The sequence below is a fragment of the Flagellimonas yonaguniensis genome, from assembly GCF_029193885.1.
In the GTDB taxonomy this organism is placed as follows: Bacteria; Bacteroidota; Bacteroidia; order Flavobacteriales; family Flavobacteriaceae; genus Flagellimonas; species Flagellimonas yonaguniensis.
This window is the reverse complement of the sequence record NZ_JARFVB010000003.1, coordinates 243,416-256,621: the sequence shown is the minus strand read 5'-3', so window position 1 is coordinate 256,621 and position 13,206 is coordinate 243,416. Positions and strand designations below refer to the sequence as shown.

General features: G+C 42.4%; 11 protein-coding genes. 10 read left to right on the top strand and 1 reads right to left on the bottom strand.

The annotated features are described in order from the left end of the window. The first annotated feature begins 2 nt into the window (after nt 1–2). The 3 genes from prmA to PY092_RS07510 all read left to right on the top strand — a co-directional run bounded on the left by prmA (nt 3) and on the right by PY092_RS07510 (nt 1,898). Complete coding sequence (gene prmA, locus PY092_RS07520; RefSeq protein ID WP_275615234.1) at nt 3–836, top strand: 50S ribosomal protein L11 methyltransferase; 834 nt, start codon at nt 3–5, stop codon at nt 834–836. Nucleotides 837–858: 22 nt separating this feature from the next. Next, entirely contained in the window at nt 859–1,134 is a 276-nt protein-coding gene (locus PY092_RS07515) for an ATP-dependent Clp protease adaptor ClpS (RefSeq protein WP_127139138.1), read from the top strand. A gap of 155 nt (nt 1,135–1,289) precedes the next feature. Continuing rightward, a complete protein-coding gene (locus PY092_RS07510; RefSeq protein ID WP_275615233.1) occupies nt 1,290–1,898 on the top strand; it encodes a hypothetical protein in 609 nt (202 codons plus the stop codon). A 19-nt stretch (nt 1,899–1,917) separates the two neighbouring features. On the opposite strand, the gene pdxR is transcribed toward PY092_RS07510, so the two are convergent. Further along, nucleotides 1,918–3,396, bottom strand: coding sequence for a MocR-like pyridoxine biosynthesis transcription factor PdxR (pdxR, locus tag PY092_RS07505; RefSeq protein ID WP_275615232.1), 1,479 nt, complete (start codon nt 3,394–3,396; stop codon nt 1,918–1,920). Between the two features lie 87 nt (nt 3,397–3,483). Here pdxR and PY092_RS07500 point away from each other — a divergent pair, with 87 nt between their 5' ends. The 7 genes from PY092_RS07500 (at nt 3,484) to PY092_RS07470 (ending at nt 13,184) form a co-directional block, all read left to right on the top strand. Beyond that, on the top strand, nt 3,484–3,717 hold the full coding sequence (locus PY092_RS07500) for a hypothetical protein (RefSeq protein WP_275615231.1): 234 nt from the start codon (nt 3,484–3,486) through the stop codon (nt 3,715–3,717). After that, nucleotides 3,710–6,790 carry a SusC/RagA family TonB-linked outer membrane protein gene (locus PY092_RS07495; RefSeq protein ID WP_275615230.1) on the top strand — a complete coding sequence of 1,027 codons (3,081 nt, stop codon included), beginning with the start codon at nt 3,710–3,712 and terminating at the stop codon, nt 6,788–6,790. The genes PY092_RS07500 and PY092_RS07495 overlap by 8 nt, the downstream gene beginning before the upstream one ends. A gap of 21 nt (nt 6,791–6,811) precedes the next feature. Next, the gene (locus PY092_RS07490; RefSeq protein ID WP_275615229.1) at nt 6,812–8,416 is read left to right on the top strand and encodes a SusD/RagB family nutrient-binding outer membrane lipoprotein; all 1,605 of its coding nucleotides are present in this window, start codon (nt 6,812–6,814) and stop codon (nt 8,414–8,416) included. 18 nt (nt 8,417–8,434) lie between these two features. Continuing rightward, nucleotides 8,435–9,598, top strand: coding sequence for a hypothetical protein (locus PY092_RS07485; protein WP_275615228.1), 1,164 nt, complete (start codon nt 8,435–8,437; stop codon nt 9,596–9,598). A 46-nt stretch (nt 9,599–9,644) separates the two neighbouring features. Beyond that, nucleotides 9,645–10,982: a fibronectin type III domain-containing protein gene (locus PY092_RS07480; protein ID WP_275615227.1), complete on the top strand. Its 1,338-nt coding sequence runs from the start codon at nt 9,645–9,647 to the stop codon at nt 10,980–10,982. A gap of 109 nt (nt 10,983–11,091) precedes the next feature. After that, the gene (locus PY092_RS07475; protein ID WP_275615226.1) at nt 11,092–12,648 is read left to right on the top strand and encodes an N-acyl-D-amino-acid deacylase family protein; all 1,557 of its coding nucleotides are present in this window, start codon (nt 11,092–11,094) and stop codon (nt 12,646–12,648) included. Nucleotides 12,649–12,743: 95 nt separating this feature from the next. Next, nucleotides 12,744–13,184, top strand: coding sequence for a DsrE family protein (locus PY092_RS07470; RefSeq protein ID WP_275615225.1), 441 nt, complete (start codon nt 12,744–12,746; stop codon nt 13,182–13,184). Nucleotides 13,185–13,206: the final 22 nt, after the last annotated feature.

Below are 13,206 nucleotides of genomic sequence, written 5' to 3'. Positions count from 1 at the left end.
CAATGTCATTGGTTTACCTCGAATACGATTTTAAAATAAACCCGCTCCAACCTGCAACAGATATTTTGATTGCAGAGTTGGGGGAATTGGGTTTTGAAAGTTTTGTGGAAAATGAAACAGGACTTTTGGCCTATATTCTTAAATCCGAGTGGCGGGATGATGTATTGGAGGATCTTTTTGTGTTTCAGAACCCAAACTTTGAAATCAGTTGGACCAGTAAGGAAATTGAACAGCAGAACTGGAACGCCGAATGGGAGAAGAACTTTCATCCCATAATTGTAGATGATAAATGTATGGTCCGAGCCCCGTTTCATGAAGCTGTTGAGGTGGATTATGATATTGTGATAGAACCCAAAATGAGTTTTGGAACAGGCCACCACGAAACCACCCACATGATGCTACAGCATATTCTGGACCATGATTTCGACGGAAAGTCGGTCTTGGATATGGGTTGTGGAACTGGTGTTTTGGCCATTTTGGCCAAAAAGCGGGGAGCCGGGGATACAGAGGCCATCGATATTGATGAATGGTGTTTTCTGAATACCCAGGAAAATGTGGAGCGTAATGATTGTTCGGACATCAAAGCTTTTCAAGGGGACAGTAGTTTGTTGAATGACAAAAAGTTTGATGTCATCTTGGCCAATATCAACCGAAATATCTTATTGGAGGACATTCCCGTTTACGTGGATTGTCTCAAAAAGGGCGGGACACTTTTTTTAAGTGGCTTCTATTTGGAGGATTTGGATGCAATTTCTTCAAAATGTGGTGCCTACGGTTTGGAATTTGAAAAAAATCTGGAGAAGAACAGTTGGGTTGCGGCAAAATATGTAAATTAGAAAGAAGTAAACTCCATTTGATATGAGTACTAGAGAAAAAGAGTTGGAAGATGTTCTTCTGGAGGAAGAGACCACCAATGAACATGAAATAGTTCTTTTTAATGACGATGTCAATACTTTTGATTACGTTATAGAAACTCTTATCAAGGTTTGTGAACATACTCCCGAACAGGCCGAACAATGCTCCCTGATTGTGCATTACAAAGGAAAATGTACAGTGAAAACAGGGGAGTATTCTTTCCTGAAGCCTAAATGCAGCAAACTGTTGCAAGCTGGTTTGAGTGCCGAAATTGTATAGTGTATCCAGTTCCATGTTTCATCTATCTAGAATTTAATATCCCTAAAAAAAAGTTCATGAATTCTTTACCTTGACATAGAGTGCCTTACCGTCCCAATTCTTTACATTTAGCCAAAATGATTAAAAGACCAACCAATAACCGCCCATTCTGAAAAATGAGTGAATTTTTTAAGGCCGAATTAAAAGATCGTTTTTTGGAATATGCTTTGGACCGAAGTGATTATTTTCAAATCCAAACCCTTTACGATGAGTTTTTGCGACCCAATTACAGCTTGGAATATGTCCAGAAATTGGTTCAGGAGATTTTAGCTTATGACACCAGCCTATTGGATGTAATGGGAGGGAATGGCTTGGATGTCTTTATGGTGGCCTCCACGCCGAGCACACAGGATTTTTTGTGCGACGAGGGCGGCTTTATGAACCTTTATGTAAAGGAAGAGGAGAAGTGGGATACATTTCTGGACCAGTTATCGGGAACCCCAAAACTGACCAAGGAGGAAAAAAAGCAACTGAAACGGAACACCTCTGATCTAAAACGCGAAAAACTGATGCTCGTGGGATTGATAGTAGCGGTTGCAGTAAGTTTTTTGTTTACGTTGATCAGTATTTTCAAAGAAACACTTTTGGAACCCGAGTATGTTCCCGCCGACGAATTTGAACGCAAAATGAATCAGTTGGAAGAACAATACATTTTGGAGAACCAAAGACTAAAGTTGGAATTGAAGGAAGCGCAACGGGTACTGGATTCGTTGGATAGGGAATAACACATTGTTTTCACGGGATTCAGATTTTTAGCTGCTCAATTACATTGCCCATATTTTGGATGGTCTCCTTTATCTGTTTTGGATTTACGGAGCAAAACCCCATGACCATGCCATTGGCACTATTGGGGCCTATGTGGTATTTGCTCAAGGCGTGCACCCGAATGTTGTGCTGTAGGAGTTTTTGTTCCACAAATGTATCGGTAGTGTTGAGCTTGTTGTGAGCAATCAGGTGGAGTCCAAGACTGTTGTGGTCCAACGAAAAGCTATCGCCCAGTACGGTGTTGAAATGGTGGACAAAAACCTCCTTTCTTTCTGTTGCCGTGTCGATTACCCTTCTCAAATGCTTGTTCAAGTAATCCTTTTCAATAAAGGTGCTCATTGCCTTTTGATTTTCTCTGGATGCAAATCTACTGGATTGTTTGTACAGTCCGATAACGGCGTCCATAAGCTGATCTGGAACAATCATGTAGCCCAACCGTAGTGATGGATGTATCAGTTTGTTGAACGTGCCCAAGTAAATCACTCGCTGTTGGGGGGCCATGCCATATAAAGATCCAAGTGGCTTTTCCCAATTACTGAATTCATGGTTGTAATCGTCCTCAATGACATAGGTTTCTTTTTGGGCGGCCCATTTCAATACGTCCCTGCGTCTTTTCATGCTCATTTTAATGCCCAAAGGATACTGGCATGATGGTGTAGTGTACACAAATTTGGGATGTTGACAGCAAATGGTGCTCAAATTGAGTCCTTCCGCATCAACCTGTGCAGTACAAATAGACGCTCCAAGACTTTTGAACAGGTTGTGTGCCATGGGGTAGGTGGGGTCTTCCACGATGACCTCATCATTTTGTTCCAATAGAACATTGGCAACCAAATAAAGGGAATGCAGGGATCCTGTTGTAATGATGATTTGATCGGGATGGCAATGAATGTCACGATAGACCCTCAGGTAGTGGGATAGATTTTCACGAAGGCATTGCAGCCCGATTGTATTGCAATAGGACAATTCCGATGGAGTAGTGTGTTTCCAGTATTCATCAATCAGTTTTTTCCATATCTGAACAGGGAAAATGTCCAAAGGGGGAAGACCTGGCCTAAAGGCCACACCTGTATTGTTATCCTCTACCATCCATTTGGCATTGTTGCCAAACGCCCTTCCTTTTTTGGAGAGGGTGGGGTAACCACCCTTTTTTTCGATAGCAGAGAAGTTGAGTTTGATCTTTTTATCCTGAGGTGGGCACACATAGTAGCCAGATCCTTTTTTGGAAACAACATAATTTTCCACCAAAAGGAGGTCTATTGCTTTTAAAACAGTACTTCTGGAAATACCCAAATCGTTTGCCAATACCCGGGAGGGCGGCAGTTTGGAACCGGTTTCAAGAGATCGGTTCAAGATAGCTTTTTTGAACGCCGTATAGAGGTTGATATAGATTTGAGGCCGATTTGCATCCAAAAAAAACCCATTCCTTATTAGAAGGCCTTTTAAGTTAAAATGCATAATTGGTATGCTATATCCGATAAGATTGGTATGCGGAAGGTAGCGGATTATCTTTTAATTTCCAGTTTTTTAACATAAAAGTTAAGCATGCAATTCCCAAATCGTACCAACAGAACTTTGTTGTCTTCACGTGGCCATATTCCAAATGCTGTACGTATTTCGGAAGAGTTGATAGCTTCGGTATCATGGATTGAAGACCTGTGTCTCATTGGAGGTTCAATCATTCTAAAAAGCTCTTTTGAAGCGGTTGCCCCAATAGATGTGCCCTATAGGAGAACAACATTTCCAACCCCTAATTTAAACCAACTTGCTTATGCATAAGAACCAATTAATATGCTTGTGTTTCCTTTTGATGCTTTCCTTTGCCATAAATGCACAAAGACAAATCACAGGTAATGTGAGTGATGCAACTGGACCTTTACCAGGAGCGAGCGTAATATTAAAAGGTACATCCGTAGGGACCATAACGGATTTTGACGGCAACTATGTAATTTCCCTTCAAGAAGGTTATGAAACCTTACAATTCAGCTATGTAGGCTATAAGACCGAAGAGGTGCAAGTCGGACAACAAAATGCCATTGATGTCGTCTTGGAGGAGAATACCGAACTTTTACAGGAAGTGGTGGTTACCGCACAAGGAATCAAAAAATCCAAAAAAGCCTTGGGATATGCGATTGCCAATGTAAGTCCCGAAGAAGTGGAAAAACGTCCAGAGGCAGATTTGGCACGGACACTACAAGGTAAGGTGGCTGGGGTGGCAATTACCCCGGCCGATGGACAGACGGGATCATCATCCACTATTCGAATTAGAGGAAATATTTCGATTACAGGATCAAACGCTCCCTTGATTGTGGTCAACGATGTGCCTTTCAATGGTCTTTTAAGGGATTTAGACCCCAATGACATTGCCAGTATCAGTGTGTTGAAAGGATTCAATGCTGCCGTGCTGTATGGTAGTGAGGGGCGGAATGGTGTGATCCTTATCCAAACCAAGAGCGGTTCTGCAACTATTGGAAAAGCACGTACTACCGCAACATATTCAACAACGGTCTATACCAACACCGTTTCCCAATTACCTGAATTTCAGAACACCTACTCCAATGGACTGGAAGGTGTTCAATTTGGCTCGACCATTTATTCCAACTTCGGCCCGGCATTTTCTGAGATGGATGAAGTGCTTCATCCCTATGCGCAGTTAGGGGATGTTTTTCCCGAATACGCCGATAAAATGATTCAGATAGAGGCCAAACCAAATAATGTAAGGAATATTTTCAGGATGGGCATCGGAACCAATCACTCCTTTACGTTTGCCACTTCCAAAGAAAATGTGGGGTTCAATCTTTCAACAGGATATACCGATGAATCGGGAATAATCGATCACAATGATCTAAAGCGCTTTAATTTAAGTTTGGGAGGTAGGGCCCGTCTTGGAGAAAAACTGAATATCTCCGCGAACATCGGATATTCCACCAGAAAGATAAACCTGATCAATGATGAAGACATATTCAATCGGATTTTTTATATACCTCGTTGGATCGATCTCACGGAATTGCCCTATCAGAATCCTTTAACGGGGGAGTCCGTTTACTATAGGAACAGTACCAACCCTTTGTGGATGCTTCATAATTCAGGTAATTATGATGATAAAGTCCGGGTATTTGGCAATGTTACCGCCGACTATCAGCTTTCCAATGCTTTCAACCTAACTTATCGAGCAGGTTTTGACAGTGAAAGTTACACAGGTTTTGACTATTCCAACAAAGGAGGAGAGGAAGATGATAGCTATAGGATAGGGTATTTAAACTTGGGGGATAGTAAAGAAGTTGTCGTCAACCAAACATTGATTTTGGGTTTTAAAAAGGATGTGTTCAAGAATCTTAATCTTGAGGCTCAATTAGGGGTCAATAGCCAAATCACACGATATGCCGGTAATTCTTCCAATTCAGATGGGCAAATCGTATACGGTTTCCTGCGGCCCAGCAATTTTACGGCAACTGAATCCAGTTATACCAGTACCGATGAAAATTTGGCGGGAGCCTTTGGTCAATTTCAGTTCGCTTTTAAAAATTACCTGTACACAACCCTTTCAGGTCGTAATGATTGGGGAAGTACTGTGGAACGAGACAATCGATCTCTTTTCTATCCGGGAGGATCCATATCGTTCATTCCGACTTCCGCATTCAATTTTGGAGGAAACACCCTCAATTATCTAAAGCTGAGAGGGGCGTATGCCACTTCTTCGGGTTACCCCTTGCCCTATAGAACACGGAGTACGTTGATTATTGACCCTTTAAGGTTTGCGGCACCGGATGGTACTTATCCCGTGACCAATCGGTACAGTACCCGATATGCCAATCTGAATCTAAAACCAGAACTGCACAAGGAACTGGAATTGGGTATTGAAACCAAGCTTTTTCATAATCGGGTTACGTTGGAAGCCTCCGTGTACCAGCGGGTTTCGGAAGATCAGATTGTACAGGCCCCAGTTGCACCCGCTACGGGATATGATGATCAGTACATCAACTTGGGACAAATAGATAGTGAAGGAATAGAGGTGGATCTGGGTGTTGATATTTTTCGGGGAGACAAATTTAGATGGAACTTTAGAAACATACTCACGGCCAATGAATCCGTTGTTAGGGAAACCACTCCAACGGGAGCCGATATCAATATCCAAGAAGACAGGTTTGCCGTGGAAGGAGAACCTTTTGGAGTAATAAAAGGTGACTATGCCTTGCGTGATGAAGATGGAAACCTGCTTATTAGCGGAAACGGCTCGGCAACTCGGGTGGGAGAGGTAATTACCAGTAGCGATGTGGGGTTGGAAACCAAAGTCATTGGAGACCCCAACCCAGATTGGAGACTTACCTCCATAAATAGTTTCGGAATCAAAAACCTCACGTTCAGCGCCCAGTTAGAATACCGTCATGGAGGGGAGATTTACTCCTACGCAGTGAAGAATATGTTGGAACGTGGGGTTGCCAAGGAAACCGAGGATAGGGAAGGCTCTTTTGTAATCCCAGGCTTTTTGGCGGATGACGTTACTGGAGCCCCCTTGTTGGATGGTAACGGAGACCAAATCCCCAATTCCATCCAGTTGAATGGTGGTAGGATAGGCTATTCCAACTATTATAATGCCAACGACCTGGCCATGTGGGATACCTCCATTTTTCGAATAAGGGAAGTCGCCGTGGGGTACACGCTAAAACCTGAGAAAGTGGACAGGCTTCCGTTCAAGCGAATGGATTTTACCCTATCGGGTAGAAACCTATGGTACGTAGCCCCCAATTTTCCCAAATATGTGAACTATGACCCTGAGAGTGATGGGCTGGAAGGCGATAGCACGGTACCCTCCACTAAACGGTTTGCCTTTAGCGTATCGGTAACATTTTAACTCAAGCTTAAAACAAACATCATGCAGAGAATCATGAAACATTTTAAAACAGTGGCGTTGATGTCGGTAGTGTTGTTGGGTTGCGAGGTTTCCGACTTTGACCTGCAGGACAATCCAAACTATCTGACCCCAGAAAGCGCAGATCCAGAATACCTTCTCAATGAAATACAGTACCTATTTCAGTCTGTTATGGCACGTATGATATTGAATACGGATGATGTGATGCGGTATGAAGCTATGACCGATACCTACGCCGATGTGGTTTCGGTCAGTGTTTTGGATGGCGAATGGGAAAGTTACTATGAAGCATTGAACAATTCCAAAACAATTGAAGCTTTGGCAGAGAATGACGAAACCCTGCTCTTTCACAATGCCATTAATAAATTGTTGATGGGCTACCTTACTGTAACCATGGTGGATTATTTGGGGGCAATACCCTATTCCGAAGCTGCGATACCATCGGAATACCCAAATCCAGGTTTGGACAGCGGACCAGAGATTTATCAGCTGGTGCTGGAGGACATCGATCAAGCCATTGAGGATATAGAAGCATCTACCTTCAATTTTTCCACAGATTTGTTTTACGGAAGCGATAAGGATAAATGGATTGCATTTGCCAATTCCCTTAAACTTAAAATTTTGGTGCAAACAAGGTTGGCCAGCTCTGAAATCGGTGTTTCCGACCCCGTTCTAGAGATCAATGCGTTATTGGAAAAGAATTTGATTGATAAGGAAAGTGAGGATTTTCAATACACCTATGCCACGATTGAGGAACCCGAAAGCCGACACCGTTACTTTCAACGAGGATATGTAAGTGGTTTTGGGCAGTATATGGGCAATTATTTTATGTTCATGCTCAAGGATTACAAAAATATACGCGATCCAAGACTGCGTTACTACCTGTATCGCCAATCCGATTCAAACCCATTTGGTATACCACCTTATTCGACTTGCCCGCAAGAGTCCAATGTGGATTATTGCTATATAGGTGATTTTTACAGAGGATTGGATCATGGCGAAAATAGAACGGGTTATGGTGATAATGAAGAAAGGACCGTTTATGGGCTGTACCCGGGCGGAGGTACTTTTGATGAAGATCAGTTTAATGGAGCGCCCGATACCTCCACACATTTGGATGGAGCAGGAATATTGCCTTTGCTCACAACATCTTTTGTGAAATTTCTAAGGGCAGAGGCGGCCCTAATGCTCGGCACCAATGACAACCCCGAAATATTGCTTGAGGAAGCCATTCAAGCTTCAATGGACAAGGTGTTGGATTTTGGCAATGTAGACTCGGAATACGAGGCCACTTCCGAAGATGTGGAAGCCTATATGAATGAGGTGCTCTTCAATTACAACAACGTTGCCACGGATGAGCAAAAACTCGATATTATCATCACGGAGTATTATTTGGCCGCTTTCGGAAATTCAACGGAAGCCTATAACGCATACCGGAGAACTGGATACCCTTCCAATATACAAGTGCCCATAGATAATGATAATCCGGCATTTCCCAGGAGCTTCCCGTATTCGTCCAATGCAGTGGAAATCAATTCTTCCTTGACGCAAAAAAGGAATACCGAAAGAGTCTTTTGGGATAATAACCCTGAGGGATTCATTAAATAATTAGGAAAACAAGGCTTTATGAAAGGAATAAAACATTTGATTTTGGTACTTACATTGCTTGTGGGTTGTGCACATGAGAACAATACTTTGGAGGACATAACCTTTAGAGGAGGCTATGTCAAATTTTCTGAAGTTCCGAATCTTAGCTTTAATATATTAAAATTGGATACCGAGGTCTTTACCGCAACCTTGCAAGATCCCAATAAAAATGCAACCAGTTATACGTTGAATGCTATGTATGAAGATGGAGAAGCCATAGCTGAAAATTTGGTGGAGATAACCAGTTTCCCACACACCTTGGAGTTGAACATTGGTAAAGTTCTTGAAGCATTGGGGGTTACGGAGGATCAGATCGATTTGACTGACAGGATTACGTTTGTGGCCATTGTAACCACACCTACCGGAACGTTTAATGGTATGTCGCCTGATTATGATTACAACAATTTCAATCAAGGAGGGCAAACCACAGAACGTCTGAAGGAAGTGGAACATAATAATGCCATGGAGTTTTCACTGGGTTTCTTTCAACCTCAGGGCAAAAAAATACGTGGAACCTCATTTGAAGAGCTTTTGGTAGGTGGGGAAGAAGATACCTACGATAGAAATGGGGCTAACGATGAGACCCTGGATCTCATTAACGGCGATGCTCCGCCCTATGTGGACTATGTGGCAAAAGGAACAGAAGCTGATAACGAGCTTGGTTTCAACTCGGAATATGTGGCCATAAACAATATAAGTACCAGTAGTCTGGGGTTTTCTGCAGAGCGTATAGGTGTCATGTCCCTATTTGAAAATTATGAAGCATACCCAGATGGAGTGCAGGGATTCCATTCGGAAGATGCGGACGGGGCCATTAGAATCACATTCGATACAGTAGAGGTGCCAGAAGGACAGAACAATTCAGGTATTTCCTTTGAGGTCTTTTTCAACGATTCCAGTTGGGAAGAACTGGATGGAATCCATGCCTATGCGAACATCACAACCGATAATGGTGATGAGGTTCTGGAACTCATCAATATTTATGACGATGACATTGAAGCAGTAGCAGGACAGTGGTTCGAAGTCAATAGTGGATACCAAAAAGGAGTTCGCTCCTATCAATTGATTATTCAAATACAATCTGGGGCAACAGCAGAGTCTTTTGATTTGGACAATATTATTGTTTACGAAGCAGAAGATTGAATCCAAAAACCTACGTAACATGATTAAAATCAAAAAAAGAACAACTATGGATACAATTGTAAAAAGAAAATGTATTGTTCATGCTGAAATACTTTTTTGGAGTGTCATGCTGGTATTTGTGGTATTGTCGTGCACATCCGACAATGATAATGAAGAAACCACGATTGTCGATACGGAAGCACCTACAAAACCATCTGGTCTAGTGGCTGAAGATGTTACCCAAACCTCCTTGTATTTATTCTGGGACCCCGCGACTGACAATGTAAAAGTGAAAAATTATTCGTTGTACCAAGACAACGAGTATTTGGTTGGATCGGGCAAGGCCTCCTACTATTTGGAAGGTCTTGTCCCGGGAACCAACTATACATATCAAGTATTGGCAACTGATGCTGCGGGTAATTCTTCAGAGTTGAGCTCTCCGGTCAATGTGAATACTTTAGATCCACTTAAGGCTGAATTACAATACGCTTCAGGTAATTTGGAGGAATATTTGGGCAATCTATTGGATATGGTTCCAGGTATTTCGGCCAATAAATACAGAGTTCCTTCGGAAAATGATTTGGACCGATGGGGTGGTATCATCGATGCGATTTTGGATGAGAATATTACCGCAGCGGTAGATGAGGCTGTATATATGAACTACCAAATTGTGGAATTTACGGATACATACTCCACTCCCAACCAAGTATACTATATTTTAAAAGAGTATAATGTCCAATCTAATTATTGGGGTACCTACGTGTTTAGCAAAACCCCAAAAAGGGAAAATTTGGTATTGGCAGCACCGCACGTGCTTCACGATCAGAAAACCGGCTACCAGGCAGCTTACGTGTTTAGGAGAAATGTAGGCAAAGCGCTTTTTCTGAGTGGAGCCCATCGTTGTGATACTGATGAACCATCTTCCTGTGATGGTACCACTAAATCTTGTAGTTCATATTTTGGGGCATACAGGATATCGGATATGCCCCATAACGTAAATTCAATGTTACAAGTAACAACGGAAAACCTTTATGATGCTTTGCCGAACAGTGTTTTTGTGCAACTGCATGGATTTGGCAAAGAATCAACGGACCCCTATGTGATTTTAAGTAATGGAACCGATAAAACCCCGGCCAAGGATTACGTTGCTGAGCTACGGGATGCTTTGTATGAAGAGGATAATACGCTGACCTTCAAAATTCCGCACATAGATATCAATTGGACGCGTTACGCTGCTTTTGATAATACACAAGGAAGATACATTAATGGTTCCGCATCCCCCTGCAGTGTTCCAGCAACGGGAACCACAGGAAGATTTGTACATATGGAACAAGAGCGATCAAAACTTCGTGAGGATGAGTCGGGATGGCTAAAAGTGAGCAATGCATTGGGAAAAGTCTTTTAATGATTGATTCAGGTCTGGCTTGATCCACAATATTTTCAAGGTTTCCGATAACTTTTGTCCACATATAAGTTTAATTCTTTAATATTGATTGGGTCAAAAAAATAAGAGGATGAGCCATAATATTTCCTTCGGTTGTTTTGTCGCTTTTGTACTGTTGATGCTATCCTGCACCAAACCAAAAGTGGAAGCTGATATTTTGATTGAAAACGGAACAGTCTATAATGGTGTGGATGCTGAACCAAAAATGATGAGCATTGCCATAAAAGAGGATAAGATCATTTATGTAGGAAAAGCCGAAGATGTCAAAATTATGGCTTCCAGAACAATTGATGCCTCAGGTATGGTAGTATCTCCTGGGTTTATTGATCCCCATACGCATGCGACTCTGGATTTGGACAATCCAGAGCTATCGGACAATCGGCCCTTTCTCTTTCAGGGAGTTACCACGGTCACTGTTGGTAACGATGGAAACAGCCCGTATCCTTTACAGATATACCGAACAAAATGCGAAATCAACGGTGTTGGTACCAATGTGATTCTGTTGGTGGGTCATGGGACCATAAGAAATCGGGTAATGGGTATGACTGATCGCGAAGCCAGTGGGCGGGATATTCAAAAAATGGAAGAACTGGTTCAGCAAGAAATGAATGCAGGTGCCTTTGGGATGTCAACAGGGCTATTTTATGCCCCGGGAAGCTATTCCGATACCGAGGAAATCGTGGCTTTGGCCAAAGTGGTCGCTAGGAACAACGGTATTTATGACACCCACATGCGAGATGAAAGCACTTATTCCATTGGACTGATTCCGGCCATCCAGGAGACCATTGAAATTGGGCAAAGAGCACAGTTGCCCGTGCATATTTCGCATATTAAATGTTTGGGGGTCGAGGTTTGGAAGCAGAGCGACTCCATCATCAATATCATTGAAGATGCACAGAGAAAAGGTGTTGATATTACTGCGAACCAGTATCCATATGAAGCATCCGCAACAGGACTGCAATCGGCAGTGGTTCCCCGATGGGCGGAAAGTGGCGGCAAGGACTCTTTGTTCATTCGTTACCAAGATAGCAGATGGAGGAATCGAATACTTGAAGAAACGCAAAACAATATAGCCCGAAGGGGTGGCCCCCAAACATTGCTGATAGTCCAATCCCCAAACAAGGATTATGAAGGTAAAACCCTGCTGGAAATTTCGGAAACCTTGAATATGGGACCAGAAGAAACTGTCTTCAAAATTTTAGAGGAAGGCTACATCAAAATTGCCTCCTTTAACATGAATCCGTATGATATTGCCAATTTCATGGATGAACCATGGGTGGTCACAGGATCCGATGGTGGTTCGGGACACCCTAGGAAATATGGGACCTTCCCTAGAAAGTACCATAAATATGTAAAACAGGACAGTGTTTTGGATTTAGGTTCCTTTATCAAACAAAGCACCTCGGTTACTGCGGATATTCTTAGGGTTTCTAAACGAGGCAAATTATTGGAAGGCTATTTTGCGGATATCATCATTTTTAATCCCAATACCTTCGAGGACAAAGCCACTTACAATGATGCCTTTCAATTGGCCCAAGGCGTGAAGTACAGTATCATCAATGGGGAAATTTCCATTGATCAGGGAGAATATACAGGAGGAAGAAACGGGATTGTACTGAAAAAGTGATGGCTGAACCTCAATGAGCACTTTTTTGATTTTTTCCAGCAGGAATAGTTGTATTTTTATAAGGGCAATATTGCAGCAATAAATACCAAACCGTTATGAAACTATCCCGCTTTTTAATTCTCGTAAGCTTCTGGACCTTTATGACCGCATCCAATATGTTCGGGCAGGACAAACTGGATGCAGCGATTGTATCCGATTTACAAAAGACAACCCAGTATGCTTTTGGGGTCAGTGAAGAGCGTCACTTTAAAGGTGTTTTGGGTTTGTATGATAAACTCGTGGCCAGTGGAGTAGAGGTGGCCGATTACGAAATTGTGGTTAAGGGCAAAGTCGTGAAGCAATTGGTGAAAGGTTCCGAGTTGGAAATCTTATTTCAAAAATACAAGGGTAAAGTGCGGGTAGGTGTATGCAGTGTAGCTATGGAGAAACTGGGGGTTTCCGAAGACCAATTGATTCCTGGTATGGAACCCGTTGCAACATGGACAGTGAGAATTCTTCAATTACAGGCCAAAGGATATAATACCGTGACGTATTAGATATAGGTTTTAAGTGAAAATA